The sequence below is a fragment of the Clostridium sp. DJ247 genome (assembly GCF_014231265.1).
Map to the genome: position 1 here is coordinate 1 of NZ_JABAIW010000065.1, position 22,395 is coordinate 22,395.

At 31.4% G+C, this 22,395-nt stretch carries 17 protein-coding genes and 1 pseudogene; 15 read left to right on the forward strand and 3 right to left on the reverse strand.

Annotation, left to right across the window (positions count from 1 at the left end; all coding sequences use genetic code 11):
• From nifH to hcp, 8 genes and pseudogenes are all read left to right on the forward strand, one after another.
• Positions 1 to 413 (forward strand): annotated as a pseudogene (nifH, locus tag HGI79_RS19420) (nitrogenase reductase); the annotation flags it as partial.
• 156 nt (positions 414 to 569) lie between these two features.
• Positions 570 to 2,168, forward strand: coding sequence for a nitrogenase molybdenum-iron protein alpha chain (gene nifD, locus HGI79_RS19425; RefSeq protein WP_185652330.1), 1,599 nt, complete (start codon positions 570 to 572; stop codon positions 2,166 to 2,168).
• Complete coding sequence (nifK, locus tag HGI79_RS19430) at positions 2,168 to 3,529, forward strand: nitrogenase molybdenum-iron protein subunit beta (protein WP_185652331.1); 1,362 nt, start codon at positions 2,168 to 2,170, stop codon at positions 3,527 to 3,529. The genes nifD and nifK overlap by 1 nt, the downstream gene beginning before the upstream one ends.
• A gap of 227 nt (positions 3,530 to 3,756) precedes the next feature.
• Entirely contained in the window at positions 3,757 to 5,223 is a 1,467-nt protein-coding gene (gene nifE / locus HGI79_RS19435; protein ID WP_185652332.1) for a nitrogenase iron-molybdenum cofactor biosynthesis protein NifE, read from the forward strand.
• 18 nt (positions 5,224 to 5,241) lie between these two features.
• On the forward strand, positions 5,242 to 7,941 hold the full coding sequence (nifB, locus tag HGI79_RS19440; protein ID WP_185652333.1) for a nitrogenase cofactor biosynthesis protein NifB: 2,700 nt from the start codon (positions 5,242 to 5,244) through the stop codon (positions 7,939 to 7,941).
• 365 nt (positions 7,942 to 8,306) lie between these two features.
• A complete protein-coding gene (locus HGI79_RS19445) occupies positions 8,307 to 9,347 on the forward strand; it encodes a homocitrate synthase (RefSeq protein ID WP_185652334.1) in 1,041 nt (346 codons plus the stop codon).
• A 39-nt stretch (positions 9,348 to 9,386) separates the two neighbouring features.
• Positions 9,387 to 10,217 carry a homocitrate synthase gene (locus HGI79_RS19450; RefSeq protein ID WP_185652335.1) on the forward strand — a complete coding sequence of 277 codons (831 nt, stop codon included), beginning with the start codon at positions 9,387 to 9,389 and terminating at the stop codon, positions 10,215 to 10,217.
• 382 nt (positions 10,218 to 10,599) lie between these two features.
• Positions 10,600 to 12,315: a hydroxylamine reductase gene (hcp, locus tag HGI79_RS19455; RefSeq protein ID WP_185652336.1), complete on the forward strand. Its 1,716-nt coding sequence runs from the start codon at positions 10,600 to 10,602 to the stop codon at positions 12,313 to 12,315.
• A gap of 228 nt (positions 12,316 to 12,543) precedes the next feature.
• On the opposite strand, the gene HGI79_RS19460 is transcribed toward hcp, so the two are convergent.
• Entirely contained in the window at positions 12,544 to 13,086 is a 543-nt protein-coding gene (locus tag HGI79_RS19460) for a class D sortase (RefSeq protein WP_185652337.1), read from the reverse strand.
• A 273-nt stretch (positions 13,087 to 13,359) separates the two neighbouring features.
• Positions 13,360 to 14,262, reverse strand: coding sequence for an SDR family oxidoreductase (locus HGI79_RS19465; RefSeq protein ID WP_185652338.1), 903 nt, complete (start codon positions 14,260 to 14,262; stop codon positions 13,360 to 13,362).
• A gap of 313 nt (positions 14,263 to 14,575) precedes the next feature.
• On the opposite strand from HGI79_RS19465, the gene HGI79_RS19470 reads away from it, so the two are divergent.
• The 7 genes from HGI79_RS19470 to HGI79_RS19500 all read left to right on the forward strand — a co-directional run bounded on the left by HGI79_RS19470 (position 14,576) and on the right by HGI79_RS19500 (position 21,258).
• A complete protein-coding gene (locus HGI79_RS19470) occupies positions 14,576 to 16,336 on the forward strand; it encodes a GGDEF domain-containing protein (protein ID WP_185652339.1) in 1,761 nt (586 codons plus the stop codon).
• A gap of 343 nt (positions 16,337 to 16,679) precedes the next feature.
• Positions 16,680 to 17,576 carry a phosphate ABC transporter substrate-binding protein gene (locus HGI79_RS19475; RefSeq protein ID WP_185652346.1) on the forward strand — a complete coding sequence of 299 codons (897 nt, stop codon included), beginning with the start codon at positions 16,680 to 16,682 and terminating at the stop codon, positions 17,574 to 17,576.
• A gap of 186 nt (positions 17,577 to 17,762) precedes the next feature.
• Positions 17,763 to 18,656, forward strand: coding sequence for a phosphate ABC transporter permease subunit PstC (pstC, locus tag HGI79_RS19480; RefSeq protein ID WP_185652340.1), 894 nt, complete (start codon positions 17,763 to 17,765; stop codon positions 18,654 to 18,656).
• The gene (gene pstA, locus HGI79_RS19485) at positions 18,656 to 19,543 is read left to right on the forward strand and encodes a phosphate ABC transporter permease PstA (RefSeq protein WP_185652341.1); all 888 of its coding nucleotides are present in this window, start codon (positions 18,656 to 18,658) and stop codon (positions 19,541 to 19,543) included. The genes pstC and pstA overlap by 1 nt, the downstream gene beginning before the upstream one ends.
• A 12-nt stretch (positions 19,544 to 19,555) precedes the next feature.
• Positions 19,556 to 20,305, forward strand: coding sequence for a phosphate ABC transporter ATP-binding protein PstB (gene pstB / locus HGI79_RS19490; RefSeq protein WP_185652342.1), 750 nt, complete (start codon positions 19,556 to 19,558; stop codon positions 20,303 to 20,305).
• A gap of 49 nt (positions 20,306 to 20,354) precedes the next feature.
• On the forward strand, positions 20,355 to 21,011 hold the full coding sequence (gene phoU, locus HGI79_RS19495; protein ID WP_185652343.1) for a phosphate signaling complex protein PhoU: 657 nt from the start codon (positions 20,355 to 20,357) through the stop codon (positions 21,009 to 21,011).
• Positions 21,012 to 21,069: 58 nt separating this feature from the next.
• Positions 21,070 to 21,258, forward strand: a complete 189-nt coding sequence (locus tag HGI79_RS19500) for a hypothetical protein (protein WP_185652344.1) — start codon at positions 21,070 to 21,072, stop codon at positions 21,256 to 21,258.
• A gap of 272 nt (positions 21,259 to 21,530) precedes the next feature.
• On the opposite strand, the gene HGI79_RS19505 is transcribed toward HGI79_RS19500, so the two are convergent.
• Positions 21,531 to 22,019 (reverse strand): molybdenum cofactor biosynthesis protein B, encoded by a 489-nt coding sequence (locus HGI79_RS19505; RefSeq protein ID WP_185652345.1) that lies wholly within the window; start codon positions 22,017 to 22,019, stop codon positions 21,531 to 21,533.
• Positions 22,020 to 22,395: the final 376 nt, after the last annotated feature.

Here is a 22,395-nt window from a genome sequence, read left to right on the forward strand (position 1 = left end):
TCAGAGAAGGAAAAGCTCAAGAAATATATATAGTAGCAAGTGGAGAAATGATGGCATTATATGCAGCAAACAATATAGCAAAAGGTATCCAAAAATATGCTCATAGTGGTGGAGTTAGATTAGGTGGTATCATCTGTAACAGTAGAAAAGTTGCTAACGAATATGAATTACTTGACAACTTTGCTAAAGAATTAGGAAGTCAATTAATACACTTCGTACCAAGAAGTCCAATGGTTACAAAAGCAGAAATAAACAAGAAAACTGTTATAGATTTTGATTCAACATGTGAACAAGCTGATGAATACAGAACATTAGCTAGCAATATAGATAACAATGATATGTATGTTATACCAAAACCAATGGCACAAGAAAGATTAGAAGAAATATTAATGGCATACGGTCTTAACGAATAAGATTAACAATATATTAGGTGAATTAAAGTGAAAAAAAGAGCCATAAAAGAACATATCTCTTAACTCATAGTATAAGAGATATGTCCAAATAAAAGTATGTTAATGGTAAAAGCAAAGGAACAGAATCGATCTAATTTATTGGAAGAGGTGAATATAATGAAGAAGATAGTAGAAGAGGTATTAGAGAAATACCCTGCTAAAACCTTTAAAAATAGAAAAGAACATATAGTTATAAAAACAAAAGAAGATCCTAATCCAGTTATACAAGCTAATGTAAGAACAGTACCAGGTATAATTACAGCTAGAGGATGCTGTTATGCAGGTTGTAAAGGTGTTGTTATGGGACCAATTAAAGATATGGTTCATATAACACATGGTCCTATAGGATGTTCTTTCTATAGCTGGGGTGGAAGAAGATACAAGTCAAAAGCAGAAGAAGGCGGCCAAAACTTCAATGAGTATGTATTCTGTACTGACATGCAAGAAAGTGATATAGTTTTCGGTGGAGTTCCAAGATTAAAAGAAGCAATAAAAGAAGCTGTTGATCTTTTCAAACCAAAAGCTATAGGTATATATGCAACTTGTCCAGTTGGTCTTATAGGTGATGATATTAATGCAGTAGCATCAGAAGCAAGAAAATTATACGGTATACCAGTACTTGCTTTCAGCTGTGAAGGATATAAGGGTGTAACTCAATCCGCAGGTCACCATATAGCAAATAACACTGTTATGAAGGATATCATTGGAACAGGAACTCAAGAACACAAGAAATATTCTGTAAATATACTTGGAGAATATAACATTGGTGGAGATGCTTGGGAAATTGATAGAATTCTTACAAAGATAGGATATAATGTGCAAGCAACACTTACTGGTGATGCAAGCTATGAAAAAGTTCAAAACGCTCATTTAGCAGATGTTAACTTAGTACAATGTCATAGATCAATTAACTACATTGCAGAAATGATGGAAACTAAGTATGGTATTCCTTGGATAAAAGCTAACTTTATAGGGGTACAAGGAATAATTGAAACTTTAAGGGATTTAGCTAAATGTTTCGATGATCCATATATTTATGAAAGAACTGAAGCAGTTATAGCAGAAGAAGTTGCTGCAATTCAAGGTGAAATGGATTATTATAAAGAAAAACTTGAAGGAAAAACTGCATGTTTATATGTGGGTGGTTCAAGAGCTCACACATACCAAGTATTATTAAAGGATCTTGGAATAAAAACTATTCTTGCAGGTTTTGAATTTGCTCACCGTGACGATTATGAAGGAAGAGAAGTGTTACCAACAATAAAAATTGATGCAGATAGCAAAAATATTCCTGAAATAACTGTTGCTAAGGATGAGGAAAAATACCGTGTTGTAATACCAGCAGATAGATATGAAGCTCTTAAGAAAGAAGGAGTTCCTTTAGCTGACTATCCTGGAATGATGAAAGACATGGAAGAAAATACAATAATAGTTGATGATTTAAATGAACATGAAACAGAGGCATTTATAAAATTATTGAAGCCAGATATGTTCATGGCAGGAATAAAAGAAAAATATGGAATCGAAAAAATGGGAGTATTGTCAAGACAGCTTCACTCATATGATTATACTGGACCATATGCAGGATTTAAAGGAGCGTTAATATTTGCTAAAGGATTAGCAGCAGGTGTTTATACTCCAGCTTGGAAGTATATGACTCCACCATGGAAAAAAGAATCTATATTAGAAGGAAAAGTTGTTGGAGGTGACGTATAATGTTAGATGCAACACCAAAAGAAGTATATGAAAGAAAATCTTTAAGAATAAACCCAGCTAAAACTTGTCAGCCAGTAGGAGCTATGTACGCGGCTCTTGGTATACACAATTGTCTACCTCACAGTCATGGTTCACAAGGATGTTGTTCTTATCATAGAACAGTACTTTCAAGACATTTTAAAGAACCAGCAGTAGCTACATCTAGTTCATTTACTGAAGGAGCTAGTGTATTCGGCGGAGGATCTAACTTAAAAATGGCTGTTAAAAATATTTGGGCACTATATAACCCAGATATAATAGCAGTTCACACTACTTGTCTATCAGAAACTATAGGTGATGACTTACCTACTTATATATCTGATGCAGAAGTACCAGAAGGAAAAATGATTATCCATACAAATACACCAAGTTACCAAGGTTCACATATTACTGGATTCTCAAACATGGTAAAAGGTATAGTAGACTATATTTCAAAAAATACTGGAACTAAGAACGGAAAGTTCAACATAATACCAGGTTTTGTTAGCCCAGCTGATATGAGAGAAGTAAAGAGAATATTTGAATTAATGGATATTCCTTATATCATGTTCCCAGATACTAGTGGAGTTTTAGATACTCCAAATACTGGTGAATATCACATGTTCCCTAAGGGTGGAGCAAAAGTTGAAGATATAGCTGATGCAGGAAATTCTGAAAAGACTATTGCGCTTGGAAGCTATGCTTCAGAATTTGGTGCTAAAGCATTAGAGAAAAAATGTAAAGTGCCATTTGAAACACTTAAAACACCAATTGGTATTGATGCTACAGATGAATTATTACTTGCTTTATCAAAAGCAACAGGAAAAGCAATACCTGAAGCTCTTGAAGAAGAAAGAGGTCAATTAGTTGACTTAATGCTTGATAGCTATCAATACTTCCATGATAAAAAAGTAGCTATATTTGGAGATCCAGATTTAGTTATCGCTCTTACTCAATTTGTACTAGCTTTAGGAATGATACCAAAATATGTAATCACAGGAACTCCTGGTGAAACATTTGGAAAAGTACTTAAGCCAATGCTAGATGAAGCAGGAGTAGAAGGTATTGTTAAAGCTGAAGGCGATTTATTTGACCTTCAACAATGGATAAAAAATGAAGGCGTAGATTTATTAATTGGAAACAGTTATGGTAAATTTATTGCTAGAGCAGAAGATATCCCATTCGTAAGATTTGGTTTCCCAATATTAGATAGATACGGACACTATTATAATCCAACTGTAGGATATAAAGGCGGAATCAGATTAGTAGAATCTATGTGCAATGCTATGCTTGACAAGATAGAAAGAGAATGCGCAGAAGAAGACTTTGAAGTAGTAAGATAATATTTAAAAAACAAAAAGATTCAGGAGGATAAATTTTACCTCCTGAATCAAATTTTAATACTTAAATGATCAGCCCCATAAACTAGGTTTTATTAGGTATTCATGTGGTAAGCCCCTCTAAATTTATTGTTAATAAATATGTCACATGAATACTATTAATAAAACTAAGTTTATAATTATTTATTTAAAAATAAATTTATGTTAAATATAAATTTGGAGGTGAACTTATGGAAAATTTAAAAGCAAATTGTAATTATGGTTCTTCCACAATTGATGAGTGTTTGGAACTTATAGATAAAAGAGAAGATATTTCAAGTAGTAATGAGTGTAGTGATTCAGGTTGCGATAATTCCAAAGGTGAAAAGAAGGACTCAGGACTTATTGAACAAAGAGAAGACTTTGTCTGTTATAACTCTAAGAATAAAGGCTCATCAATGAAATGTGATTCAGAGAGTGTATCAGGATCCGTAAGTCAGAGAGCTTGTGTGTATTGTGGAGCTAGAGTAGTTTTAAATCCAATAACCGATGCTTTTCATATAGTTCACGGTCCTATAGGATGTGCTAGTTATACTTGGGACATAAGAGGAAGCTTAAGCAGTGGTGAAGAAGTATATAGAAACAGTTTTTCTACAGACTTAAGAGAGAAGGACATAATATTCGGAGGAGAAAAAAAGTTATCAGCAGCTATAGATGAGATCGTTGAAAAGTTTCATCCAAAGGTTATCTTTGTTTACTCCACTTGTATAGTAGGGGTTATAGGTGATGATACAGATGCTGTATGTAAAGCCGCTGAGAAAAAGCACTCAATAAGAGTAATACCAGTTAAGTCACCTGGGTTTGCAGGCCATAAATCCATGGGATATAAGGCAGCTTGTAATGCTCTAATAAGTTTAATGGGTGAAAAAAGGGATGAAGAAAAAGTTAACGCAGTTAACTATTTAGGAGATTTTAATCTAGCCGGCGAAATGTGGATTATAAAAAACTATCTAAAACAACTTGGCATTGATGTGTTGGCTAAGATAACAGGTGACGGTAGATGTGAAGAGATAATGCAGGCACCAAAAGCTAAACTAAATATTGTACAATGTGCTGGTTCTATGATGTACTTAGCTCATAGAATGGAAGAGCTTTATAATGTTCCTAGTATAAAAGTAAGTTTTTATGGAATTGAAGACACAAAGCTTTCCTTATTAAAAATTGCGGATATTATTGGAGATGAAGGAATAAGAGAAAGAACTTTAGCTTTCGTTGAATCAGAAATTGAAAAGATACAAGAAGATCTTGAATATTATCGTAAGAGATTAAAAGGAAAAAAAGCAGCTATATATGTTGGTGGTGGCTTTAAAGCAATATCTCTAATAAAACAATTTAATGACTTAGGTATGGAAACAGTTATGGTTGGAACTCAAACAGGAAAAGCAGATGATTATGAGATAATCAGAAGCATAGCAAATGAAGGTACTGTAATATTGGATGATTCCAATCCATATGAATTAGAAAAGTTTATTTTAGAAAAAGGCGCAGATATATTAGTTGGAGGAGTAAAGGAAAGACCTCTAGCATATAAGCTTGGAGTTGCATTTTGTGATCATAATCATGAAAGAAAACATGCACTATGTGGATTCATCGGAGCTGTAAATTTTGCAAAAGAAATAGATTTAACTGTAAATAGTCCAGTTTGGAGATACTTGTAAGAATAGGTGGTGATTACTTTGAATAGTCGAAATTTTGTTAATTTAAACATAAATCCATGCAAAATGTGTATGCCTATGGGTGCTGTTCTTGCATTTAAGGGTATAGAAGGTAATATGGTTATCATTCATGGTTCTCAAGGCTGTAGTACGTATATTAGAAGACATATGGCAACTCATTATAATGAACCTATTGATATAGCATCATCTTCTTTAACAGAGAACGGTACAATATATGGTGGAACTAAAAACTTAAAGGCTGGTTTAAAAAACCTAGTTAAGTTGTATAATCCTACAACTATTGGAGTAGTAACAACCTGTTTAGCTGAAACCATTGGAGAGGATATAAGCAGAATTGTACGTGAATTCTATGAAGAAGAAAAAGATAATGAGGATATTAAAGATTTAAAAATAATTACAGTTCCAACTCCAGGATATGGTGGAACTCAAGCTGAAGGCTATTACAGAGCACTTAGAAAAACTGTAGAACAATTAGCTGTAAAGACAGAGGCAACTGGAAAAATAAATATTATAGCAGCAAATTTAAATCCTGGTGATATAAGAAACATAAAAAATATACTACAACAATTTGGAGTAGGTTATACTATATTACCAGATGTATCTGATACTTTAGATGCTCCTCATGATAAGGAGTATGGAAGACTTCCTAAGGGAGGTACAAAAATAGAGGATATTGCCAAGATGTCTGGTGCTGTTGCTACTATTGAAATGGGAATGACAGCAGCAGAGGAAGATTCTCCAGGAGTATATTTACAGCAAGAATTTGGAGTGCCATTTTATAAATGTGGAAGTCCTATCGGGTTAAGAAATACAGATGAATTTATAGCATTAATATCTAAAGTAACTGGAAAGCCTATACCAGAAAGCTTAGCTGCTGAGAGAGGAAGATATTTAGATGCTATGATAGACAGCCACAAGTATAATGGCGAAGCAAGGGCTATTATATACGGTGAACCTGAATTGGTTTTATCTGTAACTAAGACTTGTGTAGAAAATGGAGTTTTCCCTAAGATTATTGCTTTAGGAGCAAAAAATGACATTTTAAAGCAGGCTGTTAAAGAAGAATTAAAAGATCAAGTAGAAGAAAGTATTATTTTAGATGATACAGATTTTGAAACTATAGAGCATTATGCAAAAGATGCAGATATAAATGTAATAATTGGTAATTCAGATGGAAGAAGAATGGCTGAAAGATTAAACTTGAAGATAGTGAGAATTGGGTTCCCAGTACATGATAGAGTTGGAGCTCAAAGGCAAGTGTTCACAGGATATAATGGATCAGCAAATTTAATTGATAATATTGCAAATACTATTTTAGAGGATAAAGAAAACAACTTTAGAGAGTATGCTTATGATAAGTATTTTGCTCCAAGCGAGGAAGGGAAGGATAACATGGTAACTAATAATGAACCAAAAGTAATAAATTTAAATATAGCTAAAAACAGTGAAGTTAAAACTATTGAGGATAAGACTTGTACTCATCCATGCTATGGAGAAAACGCTCATCAATTTGCAAGAATGCATGTGCCAGTAGCACCAAAATGTAATATAAGCTGCAATTACTGTAGTAGAAAATATGACTGTGCTAACGAAAGCAGGCCAGGGGTTACTAGTGAAGTTTTAACTCCAGAAGAAGCATTATATAAATTTAAAGAAGTTAAAAGCAGAATGCCAAACTTAACTGTTTTAGGTATAGCTGGTCCTGGAGATGCTTTAGCTAATTTTGAACAAACTAAAAAGACTATTGAATTAATTAAAGCAGAGGATCCAAATGTTACATTTTGTTTATCAACAAATGGTTTAATGCTTCCTTTCTATGCAAATGAATTAGTAGAATTAGGAATATCTCACGTTACTGTAACACTTAACTGTGTAGATCCTAAAATAGGAGCTAAAATATATAGAGAAGTAAATTACCTTGGAACTAAGCTAACTGGAGAAGAAGGCGCACAAGTGCTTCTGAATAATCAGTTATCTGGTCTTAGATATTTAGCTTCAAAAGGTCTTGTCTGTAAAGTAAACATCGTTATGATTAAAGGTATTAACGATGATCATATAGTAGAAGTAGTTAAAAAAGCTAAAGAATGTGGAGCATTTATGACTAATATTATGCAGTTAATTCCTGTGAAAGAAAGTGCTTTTGCGGATATGCCTTTAGTTAGCAATCAAGAATTAAATGATAAAAGAAAAGAATGTGAACAATACATGAAGCAAATGTATCACTGTAAACAATGTAGGGCAGATGCTATAGGAACTTTGGCTGAAGATCGTTCAATTGATTTTAGAGACTTTAAATGCGGAAGTGGATGTAATAGCGGAGGCTGTGGCGATAAGAGTGAAGAAAAAGCAGCTAGTATTAAAAATTATAAATTTGCAGTATCTACAAAAAGCGGTATTAATATAGATCAACATTTTGGACATGCAGAAGAGTTTCATATTTATTCTTATACTGACGGTGATATAAGATTTTTAGAGAAAAGAGAAGTTAATAAATATTGTACAGGTGCTGATGAGTGTGATGATCATCAAGATAAAATTGAAAAGACTATTAATACTATAAAAGATTGTGATGCAGTACTTACTTTAAGAGCAGGAATGGAACCTACAAAGAAGTTAGAGGCTAAAGGAATTAAGCTTATCCAGATGTATGATGTTATAAATGATGGAATAAATCGTGCAGTAAAAGAATTTTTAGCTTAAAAATGGTTTGTAAGATAATAAAATTATTTTTATAAAGGACATTTTTAGTATTATGATTAACAAGTATTTTGTAAAATATTAGGGGATAGTACTTATATTTTAATTTAAATATAAGTTTCCTCTAATATAATACATACTTTTAAATATATATTGCATTGGTTATAAAATAATGCTAAAATTTAACACCTCCTTTACAGTATTTTTAGTAACTTTTTTAGGAATTCTCTACTGCAGTTTACTGTATAGACAGTTTTTAGTTTTAAAACTTTTAATAATCAAATAATAGTTATGCTTTTATAATGATTTTTACAAAATAAATTCTAGAAGAAGATTAATAAAGGTTAGATTTAAGGTAGGTGTTTAATATGTCTATTATAGTTGAAGGTAGTAAAAAACTTATTATAGATAGGACGTTGCCAGAGGTTGCAAAAAATCTTAAAAATGTGAAAAAAGATCATGTGTTCTCTTTTTTGAAACTATTAAAACAAGTAGGAGTTGACTTAATAGAGATTGATAAGTTGACTATAGATAAGGTTGGAAAACTTCCAAGAACATTAGAATATATATTTAGGATAAAAACATGTAAAGATATTGCACTTATAGATAAATATAATTTTAAATATTTAGTTGTAGATTATGAAAGAGCTTTAAGCTTAAGTTTAGAACATGTAAATAAAATTACTAATAGAAATGTAATACTTGAAATAAATATTGAAGATTTAAATAATTTTTTAGAACATAATTATAATAAAATTATTAATAAACTTAATATAAAATGCTTAAGAATAAGCAATGTTAATAAATATAACTTATTAACCTGGAAACAATTAATAGAGAATATAAAGAGCCGTTTTTTAGTAACAGTTGATTTTTGTGCTGATAACAAATACTATATGGCTACTGCTATAAGTATTGAGGCTTGCACTGATGGTGCTGATGTTATTACAACAGCTTTTAATGGTGAAAATTATGGATTTGCACCTTTAGAAGAAGTTGTTATGGCACTTAAAATAATAAAGAACGGTAATGTATGTGGAGATTTGAGGTTATTAGGTGAGTTGTCTACTGTTTATAAAAACTTAACTAAAGAAAATATATTCTGCATGAAAGCAATTTTAGGAGAAGATATTTTTAAATACGAATCAGGGATTCATGTTGATGGAATAGAAAAAAATCCAATAACATATGAACCTTATGATCCTAATGATGTTGGACAAAAAAGAAAAATGTTTATAGGTAAGCACTCAGGCTCAAGAGCTGTGATGGTTAAGCTAAAAGAGCTTAACATAAGCTATACCGGCATAGATATGGAAGCTTTGCTGCAAAAAATAAGGGTAAAGAGTATTCAGTTAAAAAGAAATATTCTAGATGAAGAGTTAATTCAAATGTCCAATAGTTTCAATTAGTTTTAGCAGATGTTTATTAAAAAAGATGGGTGATAGAAAATGAGTATTAAAATAGTAGATACAACCTTAAGAGATGGAGAACAAAAAGCTGGAGTAGCTTTAAGTATAAATGATAAAGTTGAAATTGCTAAGATTATTAGCGATATGGGTATTTTCCAAATAGAAGCAGGTATAGCGGCTATGGGTGGAGATGAAAAAAAGAGTTTAGAAAAAATTGTAGAGCTTAATTTAAATAGTAAGATATCATCCTGGAATAGAATGAGTACTAAGGATATTCAGCATTCTATTGATTGTGGTGTAGATATAGTTCATATATCTATTCCTTCTTCAGATATACAAATTAAATCAAAGCTAGCTAAGGATAGACTATGGGTTATTGATAACATAAAAAAATCTGTTAGTTATGCTAAAGAAAAAGACTGTGAGGTTACAGTTGGTCTAGAAGATGCCTCCAGAGCAGATATGGATTTCATAATAGAGTTATGTCGAATAGTTTCTGACTTGGGAGTTAAAAGGGTAAGATATGCAGATACGGTAGGTATTCTATACCCAAGGAACATATTTAAGCAAGTAACTAAAATAAGAGAACAGGTCCCAGTTGAAATAGAAATTCATGTGCATAATGACCTTGGAATGGCTGTAGCTAATTCTGTGGCTTCAATATCTGCTGGTGCTGAATATATAGATTGTACTATTGGAGGAATTGGCGAGAGAGCAGGTAATTGTAATTATACAAAATTTATTGAGGTATTAGAGGGTTTTGAACAAATAAAAGTTTCAAAAGAGGATAGAGCTAACTTGTACAAGCTAGAAGAATATATTATGAATATTATAAAGTACGGTGCAGTACATCAGTCTTGCTTAGTTTAAATTAAAAGGGCTTGTCACTAATAAAGTGACAAGCCCTTTCATTTTAAATAGAAGTTTCTAGATTAGATTTCACTTTTTTATAACTAATTCTCCAAGTTCCCTTCCAACAATTTAAGTAATATATAAGATTTTTTTCAGATATATGTAATACCTTCAGGTTTACCTATGAAAAGCTTGAAAAACTAGAATCAGATATGTTTAAGCATATACATTTAGAAAATAAGTTATAAAAAGAATTTTATATTAAATAAAAAATTTTTATTTGTGTAACATTTGTTACCGAAATAGTCTTTAGATAAAAGTATAATATAAACATGAAGTGAACAAATAAAGAAAATTATAAAATTAATTTATTAAAATATATAGTTGGAGGTTATTTTAAATGAGTATGTTTTGTTATCAATGTCAAGAAGCAGCAGGTGGTAAAGGCTGTACAATAAAAGGTGTATGTGGAAAAACAGAAGATTTAGCAAAAGCACAGGATTTATTAATATATATAACAAAAGGAATTTCCGTATACAGTGTAAAGGCAAGAGAATTAGGAGTAGTTAATAAAGAAGTAGATAAATTTATAATGGAAAGCTTATTTGCAACAATAACAAATGCAAATTTTGATAGAAATGTGTTTATAGAAAGAATAAAAAAGGGTTTACAACTAAGAGAAGAAGTTAAACAGCAATATGTAAATGCTGGTGGAAAACTTACTGAATTAAAAGAAAATGCTTCATGGCTTAAGAAAATACTAGGATTAGGTGGAGCTAAAAAAGAAGAAGATTTAACTTTACCTGAAGCAGCTACATGGTTTGCAGATAACGTAAATGATTTTGATGCAAAAGCAGCAACAGTTGGTGTATTGGCTACTGAAAATGAAGATGTAAGATCTTTAAGAGAACTTATAATTTATGGTTTAAAAGGTTTGGCTGCATACTTGAAGCATGCTAATCATCTAAATTATAATGATGAAAAGATTCATGGATTTATGCAAAAGGCATTAGCTGCCACTTTAGATGATAGCTTAAGTGCAGATGATTTAGTAGCCTTAGCACTTGAAGCAGGTAAATTTGGTGTAGACGGTATGGCATTACTTGATAAAGCTAATACTGAAACTTATGGACATCCTGAAATTACAAAAGTAAGCATAGGAGTTAGAAATAACCCTGGTATATTAATAAGTGGACATGATCTAAAAGACATGGAGTGGTTACTACAACAAACAGAAGGTACTGGAGTAGATGTGTACACTCACAGTGAAATGCTTCCAGCAAATTACTATCCAGCATTTAAAAAATACAAGCACTTTGCAGGAAACTATGGAAATGCATGGTGGAAACAAACTGAAGAATTCGAAAGCTTCAATGGACCAATATTAATGACTACAAACTGTATCGTTCCTCCTAAAGCTTCTTATAAAGATAGAATGTACACAACAGGTGTAACTGGAGTTCCAGGAGTTAAGCATATAGCAGATGGAAAAAACGGACAACCAAAAGATTTCTCAGCTATAATTGCACATGCTAAAAAATGTGCTGCTCCTAAAGAAATAGAAAAAGGAGAAATTATTGGTGGATTTGCTCATAACCAAGTATTAGCTTTAGCTGATAAGGTTGTAGAAGCTGTTAAATCAGGAGCTATAAAGAGATTCTTTGTTATGGCTGGTTGTGATGGAAGAGCTAAGAGCAGAAACTACTATACAGAATTTGCTGAAAAGCTTCCAAAGGATACTGTTATTCTTACAGCAGGTTGTGCTAAATATAAATATAATAAGCTTAACCTAGGAGACATCGGAGGAATTCCAAGAGTACTAGATGCAGGACAATGTAATGATTCATATTCATTAGTTGTTATAGCACTTAAATTAAAAGAAGTATTTGGATTAGATGACGTAAATGAACTTCCTATATCATATAATATAGCTTGGTATGAACAAAAAGCTGTAATAGTATTACTTTCACTATTATATCTTGGTGTTAAAAATATTCATTTAGGACCAACATTACCAGCATTCCTTTCACCAAATGTAGCTAAGGTTCTTGTAGAAAACTTTGGTATAGGTGGAATAACTAACGTTGATGATGATATAAAGATGTTCTTAGAATAATTAAGTATAAAGATTACTGTTTGACTAGAGTACTGGGTAAGTTGTAAGAATGCCTCAACTCCTCCCCTTAGTTTGGTAATTTAGAGGCGTATAGTTTATATATAAATAATAACCTAATATAAAGAGATCTATGTATATTTGAAATATACATAGATCTCTTTTAGTATGTATGGTCATATAAATTTATTTATACAGTAATCTTATTCAATTTAAAATAATTAAGATCAACTAAGACTCTAATTTTCCTTTTATTATTAATCTGTGGGTAGCTACTCTTATAGGGGTACATGTAATTAAAGTAATAGTAGCATCATCAGTTTTATTTAATACTGAAACATCTGAAGGAAGTACAACCTTTATATCATAAATTTTATAAGTGTATTCTCCCTTCTTAGTCTTTACCATTATTTTATCGCCAACCTCTAGCTCATCTAGCCTGTTAAAATACTCTCCATAGGTATAGCTTCTGTGACCTGCTACAGAGAAATTTCCTTTTTCTCCTGGCATAGCAGTTCCTTTAATATGACCTACTGAGTATTTTAAAGTTTCGTTATCGTCACCTTCACCAATGGCAACCTTTAGGTTTATTTTTCCAATGGTCATAATACCTATAGTATCCATGGTTAAATTCTTGTATTTAGTTATAATACCTCTTTCAAAACGTCTAATCATCTCTTTTTGTATACTATCAGCACTATATTTCATGTACAAAGCAGCACTTATTATACAAATTCCTATAAAAATAGAAGCAAGTCCAATTTTTTTTCTCATCACGAACGCCTCAATTCATTTATTAAATATCATTAGTATCTTTATCGCTTTAATTATAGGATGGATTTTGGTGGTAATCAAGTTAAGTTTATGTGTTTAAAGTTATTAGTGGTTAACTCTAAATTTAAAAATTTTTCCTAGAAGAAAGCTTGTTAACAGGTTATAGTAAAATATAACAGGGATAAAATAAATAAAAGCCTCAGAAAACTTATTTCTCTGAGGCTTTTATTTTGTAGCCTGAATTTATAAAGTGAAACTACTCTTCCTCTCTAATTAGGAATCTACCATACTACCTCCGTTTACATGCAAAACCTGACCAGAAACATAACTAGAATCATTGGATGCAAGATAAACATAGGTTGGTGCCAACTCTACTGGTTGTCCCGCACGTTTCATAGGTGTATTCAAACCAAAGGTTGAAACCTCTTTTGCCGTAAAACTAGAAGGTATTAATGGAGTCCATATTGGACCTGGAGCAACTGCGTTTACACGTATGCCTCTTGGCTCTAACGACAGAGATAAAGAACGAGTAAAAGATACAATAGCTCCTTTAGTAGAAGAATAATCTATAAGGTCCTTGTGTCCTCTGTAGGCTACTACTGAAGCAGTATTAATGATAGTATCTCCTCTTTTTAAGTAAGGCAGGGCTGCTTTTGTTACATAAAAAAACGAAAAAATATTTGTACAGAAAGTTTCTTCTAATTGCTCTGCTGAAATATACTCTAGACTTGGCTGTGGGTACTGTACAGCTGCATTATTTACTAATATATTTAAATGTCCAAATTTCTTTACAGTCTTATCCACGATTTTTTTACAGAATTCTTTATCCTTTAGATCTCCACATATTAAAAGACATTTTCTATTTTGAGCTTCAACAAAGGCTTTAGTTAATTCAGCATCTTTATGTTCATATTTATACACAATTACTATATCTGCTCCTTCTTTTGCAAAAGCTATAGAAACAGCTCTTCCTATACCACTGTCTCCTCCAGTAATTATAGCTACTTTATCCTTAAGTTTACCTGTTCCTCTATAATTAGGATTATCAAATATTGGTGGCGGACACATTAGATATTCAAGACCTGGTTGCTCAGCTTGATGTTGGGGTGGAAAGGTAATAGGCTTTCTCTGACATTCTATAAAATATCCACAGTATGGGTAATAAAAAGGATTCAATTGTATTCCTCCAGAAAATAACTTACATATACATTATATGTGAATGCTTGAATAAGGTGATTATTGATTTGCATAAAATTAAAAATAAAGACATTTAGCATAAAACTTACAGGTTAACCAAATATGATTTTATTTTCAATTTCTTAAGAGAAATGAAAATATTTTAAAATGAATTAACAAATATTTAACAAAACAACCATTATTAATAACATATAAATGGTATATTTTATATATTAGTTTAGAGTTTATGTTAAGAACTGATGCCTCTGTAACAAAATTATTATAGTATAATTTATGAAGGAGCTACAAATTCATGAATACAACATCAAATGAGCTGGATAGAATTCTAAAATCAGAAAACATAACAACTGTATTTCAGCCTATAGTATCTTTAACAACTGGAAATATTATTGGCTACGAAGCTTTATCAAGGGGACCAGAAGACTCATTTCTTTACAATCCTGAAGAGCTATTTTCAGCAGCAGAAAAATATAACAGATTATGGGATTTAGAATGTTTATGTAGAAAAAAAGCAATAGAGCATGCACAATCTATAGATAAAAATAAGTATTTATTTATAAATGTAGATCCTTTTATATTTAAGGATGAAAAATATAAAAAGGGATTTACTAAAGAATTCTTGGCTAAATATAATATGTCGCCGAAAACTATAATATTTGAGATTACGGAAAAGACTTGTGTTAAAGATTATAAAAGCTTCAAAGCAGCATTAGAGAACTATGTTGAAGAGGGATATAAAATAGCTATAGACGATGCAGGTTCTGGATACTCAGGTTTAAAAATGTTATCTCATACAAAGCCTCATTACATTAAAGTAGATATGGAGTTGATTAGGGATATTCATAACAACTCTTTTAATCAAAATCTCATATCTTTTATTGTTAATCTAGCTAATAGTGAGAATATGCAGCTTATTGCTGAAGGAATTGAATCAAAAGAAGAGTTACTTAAATTGATAGAATTAGGAGTACATGCTGGGCAAGGTTATTTTTTGCAACGACCAGCTTCATCACTAGTAGATATAAATGAAAATATACGTTATATAATTAATAGTACATATAAAAAATATAGTAATGGATTCTCGGCATATTCAAAAAATTGTATTGGTGAAATTGCAAGGAAAGATCGTACATTCAATGTTGGGGTACATAGTAAAAAGGTAAAAGAATATTTTGAAAATTCCCTTAAATCTGGAGCTTGCATAGTTGATAACGATATTCCAGTAGGTCTTATCATGAAACATTCCTTAAATTCCGTATTGGCAACTCAATATGGACAAGCTGTGTTTTTAAAAAGACCAATATCTTTAATTATGGATACAATTCCTCTTATTGTAGATTATAATACTCCAGTAAGTGATGTATCAAATGCTGCCATGAATAGAAAAGATGAAAAATTATATGATTATATTATTGTTACTAAAAACTCTAAATATTATGGAATGGTAACTATAAAAAGCTTACTTCAATATACTACTATGCTAGAAAGAAACTATGCTAAAGAGTTGAATCCGTTAACAGGTTTGCCGGGCAATGCTATTATAGAAAGTAAGCTTGAGAATATGTTGTTATATGAAAACAACAGTTGTATATTATATTTTGATTTGGATAACTTTAAGGTATATAATGACACCTATGGATTTGAAAACGGGGATAAGATAATAAAATTTACAGCAGAACTTATAATTAGTAACGTTAAAGCTACTATGCCATATAATAACTTTGTGGGACATATAGGTGGAGATGATTTTATAGTAATAACTGAGGGGCACTATAGTAAATGCCAGTATCTATGTGAAAATATAGTTAACAAGTTTGATAAAGAGATATTAAAATTTTTCAATGAAAGAGAAATAAAAAATAACTATATAGAAGCAGTAGATAGAAAGGGAAACAAAGATACCTTTGATTTAACCTCTATATCTATAGCCGGCATTTATGGAAAAATGAGTTCCTTTCATAAAGGGGATCATATTGCTCAATATATGGCTTCTGTAAAAAAAGAAGTAAAAGAACTAAGACATAGTAATTATAAAATAAAAGTATTAGAGTAAAATACAATTATTAAGCTATACTTCACAAAAAAACTAATAGGCTGGTAGATTTATATCAGCCTATTTTGTTAAAGAAAAACTTTAATACGTGAACTCTAAAAATATTTGATGTTAAGTTTGTGTTAATTGTATATTTGTATATAATGTACTGAATTTTGAAAAAAAACATGTTAAGGCATTTATTTAAGGTGAATTTTTGCTTTGAAATAGGTCAATAACTGTAATGAGTTAATTGTGTAATGTTAATTTTAGTTAACATGCATATAATAATATATTAACTTTTCAGGTATATCATTATATGAGAAAGATTGTGATTACATTTAAAAATTTGAGGAGGATTTACATAATGAGAAAAAGTTTGAGAGCTATGCTAGCTGCGGTTGCAATAACTGTTGTAGCTGGAGCGTTTGTAGGTTGCGGAAGTAATCAGCAGGCTGCAAAAACAGGAGAAGAAACTAAAAAGGAAATAAGTGGTTCAATAACACTTGCTGGTTCAACAGCGCTTCAACCATTGGCTGAACAAGCTGGAAAGGCATTTACTGAAAAGAATCCAAAGGCAACAATCAATGTTCAAGGTGGCGGAAGTGGTACTGGATTAAAATTAGTTTCAGAAGGTACTGCAGATATAGGAAATTCAGATGTAACAACTGAAGGTTCAAAATTAGATGCTGCTAAAGCAAAGGAATTAGTTGATCACCAAGTATGTGTAATTGGATTTGCAGTAGTAGTAAATCCAGACGTAAAAGTTGATAACCTAACAAAGGATCAAATACAAAAGATATTTACAGGAGAAATAACTAACTGGAAACAGGTTGGTGGAGATGATGCTGCTATAAATGTAATAAATAGAGCAAAATCTTCAGGTACAAGAGCAACATTTAAACAAACAGTTATGGGCGGAAAAGATGAAAAAGAAGGGCTTGGAACAACTCAAGATTCAAACGGAAATGTTGAGAAAGCTATACAAGCTACTAAGGGTTCTATAAGTTATCTTGCTTTATCATATTTAAGTGAGGATGTTAAGAAAAATGTAAAGCCAGTAAAAATAGAAGGTGTAGAAGCTAATAAAGATAACATAACTACAGGAAAATATCCATTCTGGTCATATGAACATATGTATACTAAAGGTGAAGCTAAAGATTTATCTAAAGCATTTATTGATTACATGGTAAGTGATGAAAATAAAGCATTAGTTGAAAAGTTAGGATATATACCAGCAGGTGATATGAAAACTAAATAATGCATTGCAATAATGGGTTGAATGGTTAACATCAGCCACATAATATACTATTTTATATTAGCCGCGAGATTCTATATAAATAGAATTAGCGGCTAATATAATTTTAAAGTCATATTGTAAAAATATGATAAAAAGTACAAAAATGATTAATAAGTGTTATAAAAATTTAATGTTGAGGTTGATAAGATGAAAAAAAGGACTTTATGGCAAAAGTTAAAAAATGAATACGTAGGTAGAAGTTTTGCTATATTCTGCGGTCTATTAATTGTAATTTTAACTCTTAGTATTATACTGTTTGTAAGTTCCAAGGGAATAAGTACTTTTACTAAGCACGGATATTCGTTAAAAGACTTTTTATTCAGTACACAATGGAGACCTGATAGTGATACGCCAAAGCTTGGAGCATTTATATTTATAGCTGGCTCTACTCTTGTTTCAGTAGGTGCTGTTATCATAAGTGCACCTATTAGTATAGCTTTAGCTATTTTTATGAATTTTATATCGCCAAAGTTAGGTGAGAGAGTACTTCAACCAGCCTTAGAACTTTTTGTAGGAATTCCATCTGTTGTATATGGTTGGATAGGATTTAGTATTTTGCTACCACTTATAAAAAGAAGCTTTGGGGGTATAGGCTTTAGTTTAATCGCAGGTATATTAGTGTTAAGTGTTATGATTTTACCTACTATAGCCAGTCTGGCAACGGATGCTGTTAAAATTGTACCTAGAAACTATTTAGAAGCATCTTATGGATTAGGAGCAACTAGATGGCAAACTATAAGCAAAGTTATAATACCTGCGGCTAAAAGCGGTATATTAACAGGGGTTGTAATGGGACTAGCAAGAGCTTTTGGAGAGGCTTTGGCTGTTCAAATGGTTATAGGTAATTCTATAAAATTACCTGAGAATTTATTGAGTCCTACTGCTACATTAACAAGTATACTTACTATGGATATGGGAAATACCATAGGGGGAACTCCTTGGAATGATGCTTTATGGTCTCTTGCATTATTACTATTAATTATGTCATTCATATTTATTTTGATAATAAGAGCCATAGGAAAAAGGGGTGAATTTAAATAATGAATGCAAAACAAAAGGATAAAATTTGGACGGGAATACTATATCTTGTATCTAGTTTTGTGGTTATACTTCTAGTGGCTTTGATCGGATATATAATTATTAGAGGGGGAGATTGCTTAAGGCCATCCTTCTTGTTTGGAGATCCAAAGATTGGAGAAGCTGGAGGTGGTATTGGACCTCAGTTGTTCAATTCATTTTATATGCTGGTAATTTCTTTAATTATAACTATTCCTTTTGGCGTAGGTGGGGGAATATACTTAGCAGAATATGCTAAAGAAGGATCATTACTTAATATTATTAGACTATGTATTGAAACCATGGCATCCTTACCTTCAATAGTGGTAGGTTTGTTTGGACTTCTTGTATTTGTAAATTTTACCAATTGGGGATTCACATTACTCTCAGGTGCTTTAGCTATAGCAGTGTTAAACTTGCCACAGCTTACAAGAGTTAGTGAAAATGCTGTAAGAGCAGCTGGAAAGCCTGTGAAAGAAGCAAGTCTTGGTCTTGGAGCTACTCAATGGCAGACCATAAAAAGAGTTATACTTCCATCAGCTCTTCCGCAGATTCTAACGGGAGTAATATTGTCAGCAGGAAGAATCTTTGGAGAAGCAGCTGCATTGCTTTATACAGCTGGTATGAGTGCACCAATATTACATTTTGATAATATTAGTTTGATTGGAAAGACATCACCTTTTAGTGTAATGAGGCCAGCAGAAACATTAGCTGTACATATATGGAAGCTGAATTCAGAGGGTATGGTGCCAGATGCAGCACAGATAGCAAACAGGGCTTCAGCAGTTCTTATTATTATGGTACTTTTGTTTAACCTTACAGCTAGAATATTAGGTAAAAAGATATATGAATCGTATACTGGAAAGAAGTAAGGAGGAATCTAAATGAGTATAATACAAACTAGAGATCTTGACTTATATTATGGAAGTGCTCAAGCTTTAAAAAAAATAAACTTAGATGTGGAGAAAAATGCAGTCACAGCTTTAATTGGACCATCTGGGTGCGGTAAGTCAACTTTTATAAGAACTTTGAATAGAATGAATGATTTAATAGAAACTGTAAAGATAGAAGGAGAAGTTCTATTTGAAGGTAAAAATATATATAATGATTATGATGTAATAGAACTAAGAAAAAGAATAGGGATGGTATTCCAAAAACCTAATCCATTTCCAATGTCAATTTATGATAATATAGCTTATGGACCTAGGATACATGGCGTAAAGGATAAAAACAAATTAAATGAGATAGTGGAAAACAGTCTAAAAGGGGCAGCTCTTTGGGATGAAGTTAAAGATAGATTAAATAAAAACGCCATAGGTCTTTCAGGAGGACAGCAGCAAAGGTTATGTATAGCAAGAACCTTAGCTGTTGAGCCAGAAATATTGCTTATGGATGAACCAACATCAGCACTTGATCCAATATCTACATTAAAAATAGAAGAGCTTATGGATGTACTAAAAAAGAAATATACTATAGTAATAGTTACGCACAATATGCAGCAAGCCGGCAGAATATCAGACTATACTGCATTTTTCCTTAGTGGGGAAATTGTAGAAAGTGGAAAAACAGAAAGTATATTTTATAAGCCAAAAGATAAAAGAACAGAAGATTATATAACAGGTAGATTTGGATAAAATAAACTTATATTTAAATTACAGAAAAAGGGAAAATGAGGTGATGGTCATGACGAGAACAGGTTTTGACTCTGCTTTAGAAGGTCTTCATAATGATGTGCTTAGAATTGGTAGTATAGTGGAAAAACAAATACACCAGTGTATAGATGCACTAGTAAAGCAAGACGAAAAATTAGCAGAACAAATAATTAAAAACGATGATTTAGTAGATAATTTACAAAAAGAAATAGAGAATAAATGTATTAAGTTAATAGCTAAAGAGCAGCCTCTTGCTACAGATTTAAGAACCATATTCACAACTACAAAGTTAGTAACAGATCTTGAAAGAATAGCAGATTATGCAGTAGATATAGCAAAGATTACTATAAGAATTAAAAATGAAAAGTATATAAAAGAACTGGTAGATATTCCAAAAATAGGCGGAATAGTAAAGGAAATGATTAGAAAAGGCATAGATTCTTATGTAACAGCTGATATAGAAAAAGCTTATGCTGTATGCAAATTGGATGATGAAGTTGACGGCTTATACAAAAAAATATTCACTGAAATGCTATCTTTGATGTCAAACAATCCATCAATTACTAATCAGGTAACTCAACTTTTATTCGTTTGCAAGTACTTAGAAAGAATTGGGGATCATGTGACGAATATATGTGAGTGGACTATTTATTTAGTAACAGGTGAACTAAAGGATTTGAATGAATAAAGAGTATTAACTATATTGTTTATAAACAAAAAGGCTAGTATAAATTTTACCAGCCTTTTTGTTTAGATTAACTTATTACAATGACGGAGAAACATTTCAAAAAGTTATAGAAAGGTTTTCTAGTCTATCAGAAAAGATATATTTATCTTTAGAAAATATTACTAAGTTATCCAAGAAGAATTCGTCTGGTGCGGAGGGCTTACTTAACCTCGTAAGTGAATTTAAAATTAATGAACAGGTTTCTTAATATATATATATAGATAAACACAACTTAAATTTAGCTTATACGTAGGAATATGCTGCCAAAACTGAAGGCGCATTTAAAAACTTTTTTATCAGTCTTAGTGAAGTGTTTTTGAAAATCTTAGGAGCTTTGATATGTTTGAGGTACGAGTTTATCAAAGCTTCTTAGATTTTCATAAACACGAACTTTAGACTGATTAAAAGTTTTTAACGTGCCGAAGTTTGGCAGCATATTCCGGAGTATAAGTTAAATTGGGGACATGTGTGTCTATATTTTTATCTAGCACATTCAGAGGCTTCTCCAGTAAGTATTTCAATTCCATGGGTAAGAGCTGGTAGCACAACTTGTAAATTTTCTACTGCTCCCTTTGGGCTTCCAGGCAAGTTTATAATCAAAGTTTCTTTTCTTATACCGGAGACTGCCCTTGAAAGCATAGCTTTCGGTGTTATTTTTAAGGAAGCAGCTCTCATTGCCTCGGAAATACCAGGGACTTGTTTTTCTATAACCTTTAGAGTAGCTTCTGGAGTAACATCTCTTTTGGAAAATCCTGTACCTCCATTTGTTACTATTAGGTTTACCTTAAGTTCATCGCATAAATATATTAGTTCTTCACTAATTGTATCCATATCATCAGGAATTATTTTATAATGATCTAGTGAATAATTTTCATAAGGCAAAAGATTTTTTATTGAAGGTCCAGTAATATCCTCTCTTTCTCCTCGAGAGCCTTTATCGCTAATTGTTAATATTGCTGTTTTTATCATATATATCCCTCCTAATTTACAGCTAGTATTCTTACATATACACTGTACATATATAATTATAATACAATTATCCCTATAGTTTCATTATAGATTGTCAAACCTAAACATATTAAAAAACTTTAATGAGTCTAAACTTGAAAGAATATTGATAAAATCACTATACTAAATATATTAAAGTCCCAATACTATCTTAAATTTTTGCTAATACTAATAAAAAAATATTTAAATGTAACTTCAGTATTGATAGTATAGTTCTAATTATAAGTTAAATCTTAGGATTTAAACTCTATATAGAGCTAGAACTTTTAAATTTAATTTATTCCACATAGCATATTACTAGATTATGCCACTGATAAATAGTTTAAGCAAGTCTAAG